Origin of the sequence: Brachybacterium fresconis (assembly GCF_017876515.1) — a bacterium.
GTDB lineage: Bacteria > Actinomycetota > Actinomycetes > Actinomycetales > Dermabacteraceae > Brachybacterium > Brachybacterium fresconis.
Window position 1 is genome coordinate 1,872,003 of sequence record NZ_JAGIOC010000001.1, and the last position, 16,992, is coordinate 1,888,994.

General features: G+C 63.4%; 13 protein-coding genes and 1 pseudogene. 9 read left to right on the forward strand and 5 right to left on the reverse strand.

Annotated elements, in window-relative coordinates; translation table 11 throughout:
* Nucleotides 1–129: 129 nt before the first annotated feature.
* The 5 genes from JOF44_RS08650 to JOF44_RS08670 all read left to right on the forward strand — a co-directional run bounded on the left by JOF44_RS08650 (nt 130) and on the right by JOF44_RS08670 (nt 6,000).
* Nucleotides 130–426, forward strand: coding sequence for a helix-turn-helix domain-containing protein (locus JOF44_RS08650; protein ID WP_209889793.1), 297 nt, complete (start codon nt 130–132; stop codon nt 424–426).
* A gap of 780 nt (nt 427–1,206) precedes the next feature.
* Entirely contained in the window at nt 1,207–2,343 is a 1,137-nt protein-coding gene (locus JOF44_RS08655) for a hypothetical protein (RefSeq protein WP_209889796.1), read from the forward strand.
* 117 nt (nt 2,344–2,460) lie between these two features.
* Nucleotides 2,461–2,826, forward strand: a complete 366-nt coding sequence (locus JOF44_RS08660; RefSeq protein ID WP_209889799.1) for a hypothetical protein — start codon at nt 2,461–2,463, stop codon at nt 2,824–2,826.
* A gap of 396 nt (nt 2,827–3,222) precedes the next feature.
* The gene (locus tag JOF44_RS08665; protein WP_209889802.1) at nt 3,223–3,768 is read left to right on the forward strand and encodes a hypothetical protein; all 546 of its coding nucleotides are present in this window, start codon (nt 3,223–3,225) and stop codon (nt 3,766–3,768) included.
* 6 nt (nt 3,769–3,774) lie between these two features.
* Nucleotides 3,775–6,000, forward strand: a complete 2,226-nt coding sequence (locus JOF44_RS08670; RefSeq protein ID WP_209889805.1) for a hypothetical protein — start codon at nt 3,775–3,777, stop codon at nt 5,998–6,000.
* A 207-nt stretch (nt 6,001–6,207) separates the two neighbouring features.
* On the opposite strand, the pseudogene JOF44_RS20680 reads toward JOF44_RS08670, so the two are convergent.
* A pseudogene (locus JOF44_RS20680) lies at nt 6,208–6,623 on the reverse strand (IS256 family transposase); the annotation flags it as partial.
* 377 nt (nt 6,624–7,000) lie between these two features.
* Between JOF44_RS20680 and JOF44_RS08675 the strand changes: the two are divergent.
* On the forward strand, nt 7,001–7,393 hold the full coding sequence (locus tag JOF44_RS08675) for a hypothetical protein (protein WP_209889808.1): 393 nt from the start codon (nt 7,001–7,003) through the stop codon (nt 7,391–7,393).
* A 402-nt stretch (nt 7,394–7,795) separates the two neighbouring features.
* On the opposite strand, the gene JOF44_RS08680 is transcribed toward JOF44_RS08675, so the two are convergent.
* The 3 genes from JOF44_RS08680 to JOF44_RS08690 all read right to left on the reverse strand — a co-directional run bounded on the left by JOF44_RS08680 (nt 7,796) and on the right by JOF44_RS08690 (nt 10,782).
* Nucleotides 7,796–9,100 (reverse strand): IS256 family transposase, encoded by a 1,305-nt coding sequence (locus tag JOF44_RS08680; protein WP_209889811.1) that lies wholly within the window; start codon nt 9,098–9,100, stop codon nt 7,796–7,798.
* Nucleotides 9,101–9,143: 43 nt separating this feature from the next.
* A complete protein-coding gene (locus JOF44_RS08685) occupies nt 9,144–9,695 on the reverse strand; it encodes a recombinase family protein (protein ID WP_209889814.1) in 552 nt (183 codons plus the stop codon).
* Between the two features lie 154 nt (nt 9,696–9,849).
* Entirely contained in the window at nt 9,850–10,782 is a 933-nt protein-coding gene (locus tag JOF44_RS08690; protein WP_209889817.1) for a hypothetical protein, read from the reverse strand.
* Between the two features lie 175 nt (nt 10,783–10,957).
* On the opposite strand from JOF44_RS08690, the gene JOF44_RS08695 reads away from it, so the two are divergent.
* A complete protein-coding gene (locus tag JOF44_RS08695) occupies nt 10,958–11,215 on the forward strand; it encodes a helix-turn-helix domain-containing protein (RefSeq protein WP_209889819.1) in 258 nt (85 codons plus the stop codon).
* 256 nt (nt 11,216–11,471) lie between these two features.
* Here JOF44_RS08695 and JOF44_RS08700 read toward each other — a convergent pair whose 3' ends face one another.
* Complete coding sequence (locus tag JOF44_RS08700) at nt 11,472–12,023, reverse strand: antirestriction protein ArdA (RefSeq protein ID WP_209889822.1); 552 nt, start codon at nt 12,021–12,023, stop codon at nt 11,472–11,474.
* Nucleotides 12,024–12,493: 470 nt separating this feature from the next.
* On the opposite strand from JOF44_RS08700, the gene JOF44_RS08705 reads away from it, so the two are divergent.
* Together JOF44_RS08705 and JOF44_RS08710 are read left to right on the forward strand one after the other, a co-directional pair.
* Complete coding sequence (locus JOF44_RS08705) at nt 12,494–14,386, forward strand: DNA methyltransferase (RefSeq protein ID WP_342591717.1); 1,893 nt, start codon at nt 12,494–12,496, stop codon at nt 14,384–14,386.
* On the forward strand, nt 14,386–16,944 hold the full coding sequence (locus JOF44_RS08710; protein ID WP_209889828.1) for a DEAD/DEAH box helicase: 2,559 nt from the start codon (nt 14,386–14,388) through the stop codon (nt 16,942–16,944). Before JOF44_RS08705 ends, JOF44_RS08710 begins: the two co-directional genes overlap by 1 nt.
* The last annotated feature ends 48 nt before the right edge of the window (nt 16,945–16,992 follow it).

Genomic DNA, 16,992 nt, shown 5'->3' on the forward strand with positions numbered 1-16,992 from the left:
TGACCCACACTCGTCGGACCTGGCGCTCCAGCGACGAGGACATGGCCTGAGCGAAGCCGCCCTTACTGGTAGGTGAGGGACTTACGAGGCGGCCACGAGTACACGGGTAATGACTCCTAGGGAGTCCCTGTGTCCTCGACACCCCCAGTCTCGCCCATCTATGTCACCCTTCAGCAGGCCGTCGCTGAAGGCTACGCTGCATACTCGACGCTACGCGGCTACATCGCTGACGGTCGGCTTCCTGCAATTTATATCGGCGGCAGGATTAAGATCCGTCGCGAGGATCTCGACGCTCTCGCGACTCCTGCGCGGCAGGCGCCCACTCGTGACGTCGTCGCCGCTGTCGAGCGAATTGTTGCCGAAGCGCCACCGTTGACACCTGAGCAGCGCGAGCATCTCGCGGTCATCCTGGGCGGCACATCGTGAGCGCGAAGACTACCGGCCCGAACGGCCACGAGGCCGTCGGTTTCGCCGGCGCCGATTCGGCGATCGCGGACACCCTGTCCAACTGGTGCTCCCGCAGTGCCGACTCAGCCTACGCGCGCAACTGCTCGCCGATGGCGCGCCAACTGCCCGCCGACCTACTCGAGGCCACGGACGCACATCGGATACAGACCGATGATGGTGATGGCGTGAGTGCCACCGACCGCGTGCCGGTATCACCTCGTGACGGTCGTGTACCAGTTGTACCCGTTTTGGTTTATGGAAGTGGCACACACTCCTCGCTCGTATATCAAGCGAAACCGGGCCGTGTACCGAATGTACCAATCTACTTCGAGCCAGGATTTCTGCCTCAGACCCCGCCCAAGAATGGGTACGAATGGGTACGTCGGAGCAAAAGTGCAGTTCAGCCCGGGTGCGCACGCGCCTGTGGTCTTGAGATGACGTTCCCGAGATTGGGTACGACGGATCAGCGTCGCAGGCGTTGTAACTCCTGGTCAGAAGCAATTTGTAGCAGCTCTGCCGGCGTACCCATTCTCCAACCCGAGAATGGGCGCGAATGGGTACGAGGGTTCCTGGAGGTGCAGCGAGGAGTTGACGCGCGGCCGCGTCCTCCCTGAGGGATGGCCTCGGCTCACAGGCGGCCAGACACAAGAAAAGGATGCCTGGCGAATGGCATCTCCGAGCATCCGCAGAATCTCTGAAGCAAGGAATACATTAGCAATGTCAAAAACATCAACCGCGCCTCGTCATCGGCGCTTCAAGGTGACCAGCAAGCTCCTCACTCGTACGCAGTTCCTGGAGGGAGTCGACCGACCCAACGTCAAGCGGTACGTGGGCGTAGTCCATGACCGCGATGGCGTCGACCCGCATGTGCAGGGCTGCATCGAGCTTGTGGAAACCCGGACTGTCGCAACGGTCGAGAGGATGTTCGGCTGTGACGTGCAGGTGCAGCCTCTGGTCAATACGAAGGGGGACCCGCACTCCTGGGCGCGGTACATCCGCTATCTGCTGCACGAGAGTCCGTATGAGCAGGCCAAAGGCAAGGCGCGCTACGAAGATGAGGAAATTTTCGCAACGCCCGGCTACGACTGGCGCGCCGAAGTCGATGCGCTGACAAGCAAGGAGGGCTACAAGGTCCCGCTGCTCGAGGAGATCAAGAGCAAGCTGATGGTCATTGAGCTCACGCCGCTCGACGTCAAAGAGATGCATCCGGAGCTTTATGCAAAGAACTACGCAGCGATCAATCAGGCGTACGAACACAGCGGCTCGATCGTCAGACAGCTCAGCCGCAGATTGAAGGATCGACTGTGCGAGCTGGATGACGTCCACAAGGCGTACCCGAGGCTGTACGCCAAGTTCCACGAGCAATTCGAACGGGAGTACGAGAAAGGCCAGAGAGCAAGGCGCGAGGAGCTCCGGCGGATGGCTAGCCAGGCGGGCGACGCCGCCGTGGCGGTCACGGAGACGCCTGCGACTCCCGTGCAAGTGCTTGCATCGCCTGAGTCTCGGTCGAGGTCCGCAGCGACGCCTGCGACCGATGCCAAGCCGGAGCGCCCCGAGCGCATCGAGCGCCTTCTGAAGGGTGTGCGTCTGCGGGTGGGCAGCTTCCCGGACTGGCGGCTCGTCGAGTACGTGGAGGATGTCTACGACAAGGCGATGACCGATGAGGAGTTCACGGACGAGGAGAACGCGCAGATCTGGCACGAAGAGCACGGGTATGTCCTTGATGAACTGCGCGCTGAACTCACCGGAGGTCGACTGACGGTTGCTGGCGTCGAGATGGTGGCCTGCGCCTGCGGTAACGGCTTCGCGCCGATCTGCTTCGGCGCTGAGGGCTATGTTGCAGAGCTCGATGAGGCAGCGCAGGAGGCGATCGACATCGACTCAATGGGGTGGTGAACCCAATCCGTGTGAAGAAGGGAGGGGTCGCACTCCCCGATGTGCGACACAGGTCGTCCCGAGGTGAAGGTCGCTTCGGTGCAGTCCCGGGTTTCCCGGTGGAAGTGAGGAAGAGCAATGACATGGGCAGATGAGATCGAGGCGAAGGCTGCAGAAGCACTGGCAGCGAAGCGTGACTATGAGAAGCAGGTCCAGCGGGGTGCTGCGAGGGCCAGCTACGAGCGCTCGCGCATCGCGGAGGAGCTCTACCGGTTGTTCGATGTGGAACCTGTCGGCCGCGACAAGGCCGAGGCGAAGCGGGCACAGATCCTGCTCAAGAGGATCGAGGAGATGATCGCCCAGACCGGTACCCAGACCTCGCGTCTGGATGTGTCCGAGGATGCCGTGGAGGACGGCACAGAGGGGGCTCCTTATGTGTCGAGCTTGGCGTCGGTCGACCCCCTCTCTGGCGACGGTGAGGATGACGGGATGGAGCATGTGTAGCCCGTCGATCCTGCGACACAGAAGGGCCCCGATGCTACGTAGCGTCGGGGCCCGCCTGTGTCTTCGGCCGAGTCGCCTGCGACTCGGATCGGCACTTGTGCGGGAGGTGCGCCCGCGCACCGAGGCCCATCAGGCGCGCAGCGCCGGGGGAGTCCAGATGGGGGCGTAGCCCCCTCTGGCCAGCAGCCCCCCAGGTCCGAGCGAAGCGAGGATTTGTATACTGGGGGGATTGCTGGCTAGCAGGGATATACTCGGCTATGATGGTAAGCATTGAGTACCCTCTCGGCGGTTCAGGGCATCGTTTAGACGCTCGCCGAGAGATGGGGATCGTCAGGATGGTTCCCGGTCGGAGGTCTGCTTGCAGGGCGCCGGGTACGTAGCGAAGGAGGTGGCCCTGTGGCGTCCGAGCAGACTGTCGTTGTGTCCGCCAGGATGACGGTGGAAGAAGCTGAAGAACTTGACCGTGTCGGTACCGTCGAGCCCGCCGTGAAGAATCGGTCCTCGGCTGTCCGCCGACTCATCGCCGCGTCGTCGACGGTGGGTGCCAAGAGCATCACCAAGGCCGCCGTGACAGGTGCAGAACTGCGCCTCGGCCGTCGCGCTGCGCATGTGCCAGAGAGGGTGCGCGACGCACTCGCTCTGCGCGACGCGGTGCTGCACACGCGCGAGGACCTGACCGTCGCCATGGGCGCGGTTGAGAAGCAGACACGCGCCGCGGGTTACTCGCTCAACCAGATCGCCCGGGCATGTAACGTCCTCGCGTTCCGCAGGAGCCATGGGGTTGGACCCGTGGCTCCGTTCGATGAAGGTGAGGTCGCGGCGCTCAAGGCCGAGAACGATCGTCTGATCGAGTGCGTCGAGGAGCTGTCCCGGACGGTCTCCGAGAAGTTCGCCAGGCTCGATGAGTTGACTCGCAAGCCGACGCCTCGCTCCGGTAAGTAGGCCGCCGTGCAGACCAAGATTATCCCGACCGATTCGACCGCTGCGACGCTTCGGTATGTCACGGGGAGCAAGCGATACGAGGCTGTCCCTGCGGGCAGTCGGATGGCGCATATTAGCGCGCAGAACTGCGGCGTCTCGACTGCGGTCGACAACTTCTCCCAGCTGCGTCGTGAGTACCGTCAGGACAAGCGGGAACGGAAGCTCCCAGGTCGGTACTACGAGCCGGATGATCCGACTGACGCCACGCACCTCAAGCAGGGCAAGAACTGGCGTGAGGCTCGCTCCGGCGAGGAGGCCACGCATGTCCGGGTTGCTCCGGAGAACGAGTTCGCCATGTGCAACGACGGCTACCACATCATCGTGTCGTTCGGTCTGCACGAGGTGAATCCGGACGATCCTCAGCAGACCGCCGAGGCGTTCCGCTTCGTTGAGGACTCAATCCAGCAGATCTATCCGGGCCAGCAAGGCCTCCTCGTCGGCCAGACAGACGCCGAGGGGTCGCCGTCCGCGAGGGCGCGCGGGGAGGGCGGGAAGTTCCACGTCCACTACGTCACCAACTCGGTGCTGGCCAAGGACATGGAGCTGGGCGGAACTCGGTTTCGCGCGGGCCAGCGGCAAAAGGGCGACCTCACCAACATCGACGACGTCCGTCGCCGTATGGACGACCGTCTCAACACGCATCATCAGGAGTACGGGCTGCCGGCTCAGGTGATGGCACCTGTGGGCAGTCGGGAGTATGAGAGGGGCGTCGCCAGCAAGAAGGACTACTACGACCGCGTGAAGGGCAAGCTGTCCGATGAGGACCGCGTTCGTCTTGCCGTTGATGACGCCCTCGGCAACATCCATGAGAGGGAGGGCACCCAGTTGGGGGGCATGTCCAGCAACGTCCGTCTGCAGGTGTTTGGCGAGCGTCTCATCGAGATGACGGGCAACGAGGTGCAGACCTCGATCCGCACGACAAAGGCGGGAGATCAGAAGCTGCGCAGCTACCGTCTCGACGGGCGCGCGACTCCTTTGGGTCGCAAGCTCGGCAAACCGTACATGGATCAGGGCGTGCAGGAGCAGCTCGAGGAGATCGCTCAGGGGACCTGGGAGCGCCAGGCTGCGCACCAGGACCTGACTCATCTCCCTAAGAGGGAGATGAGCGACCTTCCGGTCGAAGAGCTCACCGAGGTGCGCCGAGGGCTGCGCACCAGCGTCGCGGCCGACATGGTCGAAAAGATGTGGCGGGAGAATCCCGAGATGCACGCCGCCTACCTGCGCCAGGTACGTGAGTCCGGCGAGGGCTCTGTTGCCTCTCACGAGGAGGTCACTCGCTCTGCTCAGGAGGCATACATCCAGGGGGAGCTGGCCGAGTACATCGCATCCGGTACCGCGTTGCTCGAGGAGCAGCGGCAGCAGGATGTCAATCGTGCTCGCCAGGAAGAGCTCGAGGCTCAGCGGGAACAGGCGCGCCAGGAAGAGCTCGAGCGGGCACGCGAGCAGCAGGCGGCCCGAGACCGCCGCCAGGCCCTCAGCGAGGCCGAGGAAACCCTGGAGAAGCCCTCCCGGATCACCGTCACCGATCGTCCCGCTGGACCCGTGCAGGGCGTTGCCCAGGCCGACGAGGACGCTGATCGCCCGTACCCAAGCCTTCCGCTGGAGTCGGGGCGGATCGACGGCACGTTGGGCCACTCGACCGAGGACGTGGACATGCTCGCGGTGATCGCCAAGAGCCGCCGCCGCAGTGAGGAGACGCCCTCTATGTACATGGTGGACTATCAGCTGCGCGAGGGTCAGCCGCTGGCTCAGTATCAGACCGGTCTGAGCCTGTTCCAGAGCACTCCCCGTGATGGCGCGCCCACGACGTTCAAGTCAACCGACAGATCTGCGCTGCAGAAGGATCTCGGCGGTGTCATGGACGAGTTCGTGGATTCGCCCTATGTGCTGCAGTCCGGATTGATCAGGCCGAACACCAAGGTCCGCGTCGTCGCGTTCACCGCGGACCTCGAGACCATCGACAGGCGGCGGGTACCGATGGACATCAGGCGGACGGATCGGCCGATCACGGCCGACGTCATGAAGCGTCAGGAAGCCCTGCTCATGGAGTCGCACGCGCTGCGCAACGAGGGGCGTCTGGCCGACTTCTCGCCATCGTTCAAGGTCAAGCAGGAGCGCATGGAGCGTGCTCGTGACGGTCGAGGCCCATCGGTTCAGAACGACCGCTCAAAGGAAGGCGGGCCGAGCCTCTGACGGCCCCAGCCCACTGTAGAACCTGAGTGTCCAAGCGCGCGGACTTCGCTGGGTGCTCAGGCGGCGGGGGTGCTGCTCTCGTGGGCGTAGGCGCCCGTGCCGTTCAGGGCCGCGTAGAGCGTCGTGCGGGACACGCCCAGCCCCCGGGCCACCTTGGCATGCGCGACGCCCGTCTCGAGGCTCTGGCGGGCGTCCTCGGAGGTATTGTCAAGACCTGTGGATGAGTAGTTTCAGGCGGCCTGGTGATCCGGCGCTGATCCGGGGGTGGTTGGGCCGCTCGACGAGGCGTCCTATATGGAAGCGAGCGCCGGGGCGGACGAGGGTGACGAGGTGGGACGCATTGACGGCGCGCCAGCGGAGGTGCGCGGGCTCGACGACCCTGAAGGCCATCGCCACGTCAGCGGCCCGTGAACCGGAAGGTCGACTCGATCGGGTTCGTCGTGCGCGGGTGGAACCAGTGCTCGGCCGAGTAGTCGCAGAACTCCAGCTGCACCTCGAGATCGTCGATGATCCTCGCGACTGCCTTGGGCCGCTTCGCGCCGTAGAGGCCGGCGAACTTTCTGGCCGGTCTCCGCGTGGGCGCGGTCCTCGACCTGCCAGATCTCGGTCAGGGTCTTCTTCGCCCGCAGCATCAGACCAGACCACAGCTAAGTCCTCAGATGCGACGAATCGGACATGCCCACCGCCCCATGTCACAGACCACGTTCAGTTCAATTCCGCAAGCGTGAGCCAAGTCGGACGCCACCTTGGCCACTGCGTCCTCTTGACGTCCGACTGAGCAAGTGGGAACGTGATGGGGGACACTTTAAGGAACTCCGACAATGGCAGGGATGTGATTGACGTGGCTACAAATCGTCGCAATCTCGTATTTAGAATCGCGCCGGCAATTGCGCTGGGGGGCGCGTTCGCAGCCGCTCCAAGTGTAGCGCGCGCCGATGGTGGGCAGGAAGATGTAGGTGCAGCCGGTGACCGTGCTAAGCGTGGCCTTAGCAATGCAGAATTGAAGGAGTACGAGGATCTCGAGACCGCTTTCGGCGAACTCGGGGATCTCACGGATGCCGAAGTCCAAGAGCTCGCTGAGAGTCAGATGGCGACGGGAGGGGAGAGCGATCCGGCGGTCGCCAGGATCCCTCTTCCTGGGCCCGCAGCTCTCGTGAGCTGTGCCCTGACGGCAGCCTGGGTCTTCCGTGGCGGGGTCTCGGAGAACCGTGTCATCATGCAGGTGACCGAGGTGGTCGTGGGTTGCGTGGGGATTCCTGCCACCTCCTGGGTGCTCGTCCGCGTGGCTCGGCTGGTGTGGCGGTATCGGAAGAAGATTGCAGCCGCCCTCGCAGCGGCCGGTCTTACTGCGGCTCAGCTTGCCCCGCTGAGGAACGCACCCTACCCCGGCTGAGGCCGCCACTGGCACTTAAGGGCTGGAGATGATTTGTCTTGAGGATGCCTTCGCGAGTTGGGTTTCAGCGCGCGGCGTTGTATCTCGGTGTTTCCGTTGCGGGATTGGCGGCACTCGTAGGTGTGTACTGCCTCATCTCTGGTAGGTCGCTGGGTGAAGCGCTGGGAAACCTTTGGATTGCACTGGTTATCGCCCTAACGGTGGCTGTTGCTACGGCTTTTCGTGATCAGCGAGAAGAAGGTGGCACGGATTCAGAAGAGTCGCATCATGAATAGCGATTGTGAACTCCTGCAGTTGCAGTTGCTATAGCCTAGAGGGTGCCAATGAGAGGGTTCGGATCGCAGATCCAGTCGGACCCTCTCAGGAGGGTGAGATTGTGTCACGATCTGCGGATGAGAAGTTTCAGGCGACTCGCTGATCCGGCCCTGATTCGAGGGTGTCGGAGTGGTCGCGGCGTTCGACGAGTTGTCCTTTCTCGAATATCGCTCCGGCGCGGACGAGTGCGACGAGGTGGGGTGCGTTCACGGCGCGCCAGCGGGTCTGGGCGGACTCGATGAGCTTGAATGCCATCGCGATCCCAGCGGCGCGAGACCCGGGCCCTTTCGTGACACGCTGGCGCAGCCGGACGGTGGCGAACGTCGACTCGATGGGGTTGGTGGTGCGCAGGTGGATCCAGTGCTCGGCGGGGTAGGCGTAGAACTCCAGCAGTACGTCGAGGTCGTCGGTGACCTTCGCGGCGGCCTTGGGCCACTTGGCCCCGTACTCGTCGGCGAAGACCGCCGCGGCAGCCTCAGCGTGCTCACGATCCTCGGCCTGCCAGATCTCGGCCAGTGCCTTCTTCGCCCCCGGCTGGGCCGACTTGGGCAGGGCGTTGAGCACATTGGCGATCTTGTGGAACCAGCAGCGCTGTTCCCGGGTGGTCGGGAAGACGTCGCGGAGGGCGGACCAGAACCCCAGTGCGCCGTCCCCGATCGCGAGCACGGGGGCGGCCATCCCGCGACGTTTGCAGTCGCGCAGGAGGTCGGCCCACGACTCGGTGCTTTCGCGGTGGCCGTCATCGAGGGTGATCAGCTCCTTGGTGCCGTCGGCGCGCACGCCGATCATTACCAGCAGGCAGATCTTGTCCTGGTTCAGGCGGACCTTGAGGTGGATCCCGTCGACCCAGACGTAGACGTAGTCGGTGCCGGCCAGCGACCGGGTGTTGAACGCGGCCGCCTCGCCCTGCCACTGGCCGGTCAGGCGGGTAATCGTTGCCGGTGACAGGCCCGCGGCTGAGCCGAGGAACTGCTCCAGCGCCGAGGCGAAGTCGCTGGACGAGAGGCCGTGCAGGTACAACAGTGGCAGCACCTCGGCCACCTGCGGGGACTTGCGCGCCCAGGCGGGCAGGATCGCCGAGGCGAACCGCTTCCGCTCACCCGTAGCCTCGTCGGTGCGCTTGTCGTTGACCCGTGGGGCACGGACCGGTACTGCACCGGCCGCGGTGGTCACCTCGCGGGTGGCGTGGTACCCGTTGCGCACCACCAGCCGGTGGCCGTTGTCGTCGACCTCGTCCGCCGAGGCGTCGACGTAGGCGGCGACCTCGGCCTGCAACGCGGCCGCGAGCATCTGCCGGGCACCGTCGCGAGCGATCGCATCGAGCATCGACTCGCCGGGCGGGTTCGGCCCGGCCTGGTTGGAGTCGGAATCGTCGGGGACTATCTTGAGCATCGGGCGTACCTTCCCGAACCAGCGCGTCAACGCCGGTTCTTGATCAGAGTCTTCGTTCCTTGTAGATCAGCCTCGGGAAGGTGCGCCCCTTGCACGCCACCCCGCCGAGACTCATCCACAGGTTCTGATCATTCCTCGCGTCCTCGATCTGCTCGGCGCTCAGGCGCACCGTGCGCTGGTAGACGCCCTTGGCGCGGGCTGCGGCGATGCCCTCGGCCTGGCGCTCCCGGGTGGTGGCGCGCTCGAGCTGGGCCACGGCCGCGAGGATGGTCAGCATGAACTCGCTCTGGGGAGTGTCGGTGCTCAGCTCGGGGTTGTCGACGAAGACGACCTGGACCTGTTTGGCGCGCATCTCCTCGACGAGGGCGAGGAGGTCGGTCGTGGAGCGGGCGAGGCGGTCAGGCGACTTGACCTTGACGATGTCGCCCTCCCTGACATAGCCGATCAGTCGGGCCAGCGCCGGTCGGTCGCAGGTGTTCTTGCCGCTGACCTTCTCGGTGAAGAGCTTGTCCACCTCCCCGAGCGCCTGCAGTTGGCGGTCGAGGTTCTGGTCAGCAGCGCTGACCCTGGCGTAGCCCACGGTCTTGCCGGCCATGCCCTCTGAACAACATCCTCGGACCGGCCGACCAGCACCACCACGAGGCCCGGTGGTCCGCAGGACCGACGGGCGACGCGACGCGAACGATGCCTAAAAAGAAGGCCCGCCCGTGACTCCCCTGGGGGAACCACGAGCGGGCCTTGTTGATGTGTCAGTCGGTGATCCAGTCACCGTTCGAGTCAGTGGTGTAGCCATCGACCTCGCCCTCGAGCACTCCGATCTCGCCGGAACGCATGACCGTGAAGGTGAACGACGCGGCGTCGCTGGTCGTGTCATCCTCGCCGCTCTTCGGGAGACGGAGGGTGAACGTCGCCGAATCCTCGTCGCTGACCGAGGACGCACAGGGCTGGACCAGGGTGATGTCAGAACCATCGTCCGAGGCGTAGGCCCCCGTCTCGGGGTCCGCCTCGTCCAGCGCATCGAGCGCAAGTGCGCCGTCTGGGAACTGCCCAGTCTCGTTCCCGGGGTCGCCGGGTAGTCCCAGAGCGCTCAGGAGCGTGCCACGCGGCGTCCCCTGGCTCTCCTGTGCTTGGCGTTCAAGTGCATCGACGTCCAGCTCACCGTCTGCTGTCACGGGACCGACCATCACGTCCATTTGCTCGATGGCTTCCTCCGTGCCGGCAGCCGCGACGAACTCGTCCCAGCTGGCGTATCCGAGCTGGTCGAGAGCGGCCTGCAGGTCGGCGTCGAAGGTCTCCTTCTGCTTCTCGACGGACTCGGCGGCGCTCTGGCCGGAGGCCTCGAGTGTGGACTTCCCATCTCCGGCGTAGGCCACCTGCAGGTCTACGGCGCAGCGGTCGGCGGATTCGAGCTCGTGCGGCGTGAAGGCCATGCCCGAGACGAGGAGGCCATCCATGTCCTCCCCGGCCGCCTCCATGAGGCTCTCGGGGATGCGGACCTCGAGCGCGCCGGCGTCGCCGGCGTACGTGGGCTGCGCGAACTCGTAGACGTTCTCCTGCGCCTCAGCGGGGCCGTCGCCCGTCGATGCATCGGTGGACCCGCCGCAGGCGGATAGCACCAGGGGGGCTGCCAGTGCGAGGGCGGCAAGGCCGAATGACCTACGCGCGGTCATGGTCATGGTCATGCTGATCTCCTAGTTGGGTCCGTGATGGACAGGGCCGTAGGGGTCCGCCAGTCACCAACAGCGATGAGGTGTTCATACGTCTTGGCTCATAAACGAGCCGAATCCCCACAGGCCAAACATAACAGGCCTTGCAAATAGGGTGTTCTATCACAGGCCCGATGGGGACGATTGTTCTGTGAACTGGACAAATGCGGACGCGCGTCGCCTCGGAGCGACCCTCCGCAGCCTGAGGGAGCAGAAAGTACTTACGCAGGAGGGCCTGGCCTACTCCGCCGGCCTGACAAAGAACTCACTCCAGCTGCTCGAGGCCGGGCGCGGCTCGGGCCGGAAGGACTCCACGAGCCCCTCGAACCCCCGAATGGCGACGATGACGAGCCTTGCCGGCGCCCTCGACATGAGCGTGTCGGAACTGCTCAGGAAGGCGGACCTGTAGCTGCGGACACCTGGTGGCCAGATCGTGGTCTCGCCGCGGCCAGCAAGAGGCCAATGAGCACCCACGCATCGACTGCTCCAAGAACCGTTGCCGTGCTCGGGCCAGCTGAGGCCCATGTGTGACCACTTGCGGTCACTGTCTGGCCGGTACGTGGCCGCCCAGCGGGCAGGTCGCTGGGAGCCCCTCGAACGGCCAGCCCGCGGCCACAAAGTGGCCGCGAGGTGACCATGACTCTTGCGGGGCCGACTTCTCTCGATCACAGGTCCCGGAAGACGAAGACGCCGCCGTCTTCACTGTGCTCGACGGTGTAGTCGAACAGCAGATCGCGCGCCCACTGGTCGTAGTCGATGTACCGGCGCACCTCGTCGGAGACGCCCTCGAGCAGGCCGCCCTCCTCGAGAATGTGGTCGGCGTACTCACGCCAGGAGCACCACTCGCCCTCATAGCGCTCCTCGAAGTCGGAGGTGCTGGGCAGGTCGCCCGTGCCCTCGGCAACGTACGAACCGGACTTCACCCACGCGAACAAGGCCTCCCGCTGATGATCGGGCACCGCGGTGAGCACCTCGCTCCACTGGGCGGCGTCATGCGGGCTCATCTCTCCCTGGATGGGGATGCCCTCGTGGTCCATGACCCAGAGCTCCTCGTGGCCGTCAGGGTCGTATGGGGAGCCGTGCAGCTTCGCCGGCGTGACATCGTCGCAGTCATCCGCGTCGTACCAGCTGCCCAGCAGGTTGCCCTCGTTGTAGCAGGCAAGGCATCCAACCCAGGCGCGGGGCTCGGTGTGGCGGATGTTGGTGGTGATGGCCATGGAAGCGTCCTCCTCGATCATGAGCAGGCAGGCGCCATGCTCGTCACGAGGTCACCCGGGCCGCCTGCGGCGGCCTGTCAGCTCGAGGCATTCCACCAGCCTGAACGGCCGCATCCAGCCTTATCCGGGAACGGCGGCGCATCGAGCTCGATCGGCGCCGGGTTAGGATTGGACAAAGGGACCGTGATGCACTGTGACGTGCGGAGACGGACCCGAGCCGTGCGAGTGTGAGGATCTAAATGTCGAGGTTAACGGACCTTCTGCGCGCTGCTAAGCAGCTTGACCCTCAGCTTGGTGAGGACCTGGAAGCCGAGATCCGACCGTTGCAGGAGCGTCTGCCCTTCGGCCTCAACTTCGAGAGGCACGCACCCGAGGCAGTCGAGTTGGCAGGCCACAAGATCCGCAAGGGCAGCAAGGTACGAGTCCTCCCGCCGAGAGGGTCCACTGTCCGCGGGGACCAGCGTATTTGGGTGGTGACGTCGATCCGCGGCAACTCCGCTGAGCTTACGACTCCGAATGGCGAAGAGGTCGAGACTGTGACGGTGCAGCTCGACGATCTTATCCTCGTTGCAGAATTTAGGGATCGAATCTACCCCGGATTGCGCCCAGACGGATCTGTCGAGCGTCGTGATGACAGACCATTCCACAGCGTTATCACTGGAGAGAACTTTCATGCTTTAGCCCTTTTGACATTCACTCATGAGCAAGCCGTTGACGTCATATACATCGACCCGCCCTACAACTCTGGTGCAAGCGACTGGAAGTACAACAACAACTACGTGGCAGAAGACGACCTGTATCGCCATTCCAAGTGGCTGGCGTTTATAGAGCGCAGATTAAAGCTTGCTCGCAGACTCTTGCGGCGAGACGGAACCCTTGTGGTCACGATTGATGAGCACGAGGTTAGCCGGCTTGGCGTGTTGTTGAGTCAGCTCTTTCCGGAGAGCACGGTCCAGCTAGTGACAATAGTGAACAACCCAAAAGGCGTCACACAGGAGTACCTCTCCAGGGTTGAAGAGTATGCCTACTTTGTGTTCGGACCTGAAGCTCAACTTGGCTCTGTCGACGATGACCTCCTCACTCATCGAGATATAGATGAAAGTGGTGGCGACGGAGAGGTTCAGCGCCCTCGATGGAAGGGTCTATTGCGGTCGGGCGACGACTCGCTTCGCGTGAACCGTAAGGATATGTTTTATCCGGTTTGGTTCGATGAATCTACAGGCCGGTTGGATCATGCGGGTGATCCCTTACCTTGGGGCGAAGTGCCGTTCTTCGAAAAGAAAAACGGGTTAACTCCGATCTGGCCTATTCGACGGGACCTTCAAGAGGGACGATGGGGCGTCGGAAAAGATACTCTGAATTTACTCATTAAACAAGGCTTTGCGGCGGTAGGCAGGTTCGACAAGAAGAGAAACACTTGGGCGGTCTCATACCTGTCCCGCCAAGTTCGTGATGACCTTGCTCTCGGTCTATTACAAGTGCTTTCCGCTAATGAAGCTACTGGTGTCGCCGACGTGGCATACGTGGTCACGGCTGCACGCCGAATTAGAACAGTATGGCATCGCTCTAGTCATGACGCCGGTGCGCATGGAACTGACTTGATTCGAAGTCTCCTTGGTTCTGGCCGAGGGTTCCCCTTCCCAAAATCTCTCTACGCGGTCGAAGATACTCTTCGCCCACTCGTGATCGGCAAGCGGGATGCCGTTGTGCTCGACTTTTTCGCGGGCTCGGGAACCACAGCCCACGCGCTGATGCGCTTGAATCGGCAGGACGGCGGTAAACGAAAAAGTATTCTCGTCACGAATAACGAAGTGTCCGCGACAGAACAAGAGTCGCTAAGAGCCACAGGTTTCCGTCCTGGCGATACCGAATGGGAACGTCTCGGGATCTGCGATTTAATAACCAAGCCGCGAATCCAAGCAGCAATTGCTGGCAGCACATCCAAGGGCGAGCCAGTCAACGGCGATTACAAGTTTGTGGACGAGTTCCCGATGTCTGAAGGGTTCGAGGAGAACGCAGCGTTCTTCACCCTGACCTACGAGTCACCGTGGCGGGTCAGCACGGATCGTGCGTTTTCAGCCATCGCCCCGATGCTCTGGCTACGGGCCGGTGCCGTCGGCCGCAGAATCGACTCAATCTCCGACGGCTGGGATGTGGCAGATAGTTACGGCATCATCAACGACCTGGACCGTGCGTCTGAGTTCATCGCGGCGCTTGTCGCAGTAGAGGGCCTTCGGATCGCCTTCATCGTGACCGACGACGAGGGACGCTACCAACAGGTGGCCAATGAGATCCCTGGCGTAGAGACGGTGCGCCTCTACGAGGATTACCTCCGTAACTGCGAAATGACCGGTGACTTCTGATGCGCTTCACCCTCAAGGACTACCAGGCCGACGCCGTCGGCGACACGCTCCGGGAACTCGCCTCGGCACGCGACTTCTACCGCAGCGCGAGTAAACGCGTCAGCTCCGTAGCGCTGGCCTCCGTAACCGGCTCAGGCAAAACGATCATGGCCGCGGCCGTCATCGAGGCACTGTTCTGGGGCAGCGACGACTTCGACGTCGTTCCGGACCCGAACGCAGTCGTGCTGTGGTTCAGCGATGACCCATCCCTGAATCAGCAGACAAGGCACCGCCTCCAGCAGGCGTCGGACCGACTGAGGAATCGACTGGTCACGGTTGAGCACCCGTTCCGCCATTCGAAGCTTCAGCCGGGCAACGTCTACTTCATCAACACCTCGAAGCTCTCCCGCAACAGTCTGCTCGTGCGTGGGCATGACAGCGCAGACGTGCTACCAGGGATGGACTCCCATCCGGACACGGTCCCTTTCACCTTCTGGGACACACTGCGGAACACGATCGAAGACCCGAACCTCACGCTGTACATGGTCCTTGACGAGGCACACCGCGGCATGGGCCGTCGGTCGTCGTCGGACACTCCGACCATCGTGAAGCGGCTCATCAACGGGCACAGCGGTGTCCCGCCGATCCCGATCGTGTGGGGCATTTCGGCCACCGTGCATCGGTTCGAGGAAGCAATGGCCGCTGCCCAGGTGAAGGAGAACCGAGTTCACCTCAGCACGATCGAGGTGGATACTGTCCGCATTCAGGAGTCGGGCCTGCTCAAGGACGACATCGTGCTTGACTTCCCGGCAGAGTCTGGTGATTTCAACACCGTGCTGCTGCGTCGTGGCGTGCGCAAGGTCAAGGCGATGTCGGCTGCCTGGTCGGAGTACGCCGCTGCACAGAACGAACCGGAGCCGGTCAACCCGTTGCTCGTGCTCCAGGTGCCGAACAAGCCCTCGCCCACCGAGATGGCCGCGGCGATCGACGCGATCTACGACGAGTGGCCCGAGCTGGGGCACGACGCTCTCGCCCACGTGTTCGGTGAGCACAAGGCGCAAGCCTTCGGTCCTTACAGCGTTCCCTATATCTCGCCCGAGCGGGTGCAGGACGCCACATACATCCGCGTGCTCCTGGCAAAGGACGCGATCAGCACCGGCTGGGATTGCCCTCGTGCCGAGGTCATGGTCTCGTTCCGTCCGGCGAAGGACGAAACCCACATCACGCAGCTGCTCGGCCGGATGATCCGCACACCGTTGGCCCGGCGTGTGGAGGGCGACGACCTCCTTAACAGCGTCGAGTGCATCCTGCCGAAGTTCAACAGAGCTACTGCCAGCCTCGTGCTTGAGAAGATCATGGGCAGCGACGTGGTCGACCCTGATGGTGATACTGGCAAGCGTGTCCTGATTGATCCCCTGCTCATGACACCGAACCCTGCGGTGCCGGACGAGGTGTGGGACCTGTTCTCGGAGCTTCCCACGGAGACGCTGCCGAGGAAGCACGCGAACCCGATCAAGCGCCTGACCGCCTTGGCACACGCTTTGGCGGCCGACGGTCTGGTGCCAGATGCCGGCCAGTTCGCGCATGAGCGCCTGCACGGCGTGTTGAACGGACTTGCTGCCCAGTACCCGAAGGAGCTTTCCAAGGCTCAGGAGGATGTACTCACGGTGGCCGGAGGGACAGTCCGTGGCCATCACGGTCTGCGTACCGATGACACCTGGACCGAAGATGCCGACGATCGAGCGATCCAGGAGGCGTACCGCCACGGGGCTCGCAACATCACGCCGGACATCGCACGGACTTATATCGACCACCTCGCTGAGGATGCCGACGACGAGGACGTCCTGCGAGACGCCCACGTGCGCGTAGCCGCACTGGCAATGCTTCCGCAGACGCGACCGAAGCTGGACGAGGCAGCAGACGCGCTGGCAGCAGAGTGGCTGGGCAAGCATCGAGTCTCGATCAAGGGCCTGTCCGAGTCGCGACAGAGTCTGTACGCCGAGATCACCGCGATGAGCACCGATCCGCAGCTGGTGTCGATGGCACTGCCGAAGAACCGGCAGGAGGAGACCAAGCGCTTTGTCGGCGATACGGCCCGGCTCCTCGAACGCCGTCCTCTCCACCTGCTCTCGGACGAGGAGGGGATGTTCCCTGTCGGAAAGCTCAACCCGGATGAGATCGAGGTGCTTGACACCGAGGTGGCACGTGGAGACTTGCTTGCCTGGTACCGGAACCCGACCGGTGGCCGGGACTCCATGAGCCTGGCTTACCAGGACCGGCACGGCGACTGGCGCACGCTCCGACCCGACTTCCTGTTCTTCATCGACAGCAGCGAGGGCGTGCAAGCGAACATCGTAGATCCTCACGGCGCATGGCTGCCGGACGCACTGGCAAAGCTGCGCGGCATGGCACGGTTCGCGGAGATCCACAGCGACGCCTTCCATCGGATCGAGTCGATCTCGCGGATCGATGGCAAGCTGCGCGTGCTGGACTTCAAGCTGGCGGCGGTGAGGAGCGCTGTGCTGGACGCACGCGATGCGGATGACGCCTACCGGCAGGTATCTGATTTGTTCTCGTAAATACCGTTGACAGGCATTAGTTATGACTAAACCTTCTTTCAGTCCGGA

Excerpts from the sequence above, each read along its gene's own strand:
- JOF44_RS08660 (WP_209889799.1), top strand. The coding sequence starts at position 2,461 with ATGACATGGGCAGATGAGATCGAGGCGAAGGCTGCAGAAGCACTGGCA.
- JOF44_RS08680 (WP_209889811.1), bottom strand. The coding sequence starts at position 9,100 with ATGCTCAAGATAGTCCCCGACGATTCCGACTCCAACCAGGCCGGGCCG.
- JOF44_RS08685 (WP_209889814.1), bottom strand. The coding sequence starts at position 9,695 with ATGGCCGGCAAGACCGTGGGCTACGCCAGGGTCAGCGCTGCTGACCAG.
- JOF44_RS08690 (WP_209889817.1), bottom strand. The coding sequence starts at position 10,782 with ATGACCATGACCATGACCGCGCGTAGGTCATTCGGCCTTGCCGCCCTC.
- JOF44_RS08700 (WP_209889822.1), bottom strand. The coding sequence starts at position 12,023 with ATGGCCATCACCACCAACATCCGCCACACCGAGCCCCGCGCCTGGGTT.
- JOF44_RS08710 (WP_209889828.1), top strand. The coding sequence starts at position 14,386 with ATGCGCTTCACCCTCAAGGACTACCAGGCCGACGCCGTCGGCGACACG.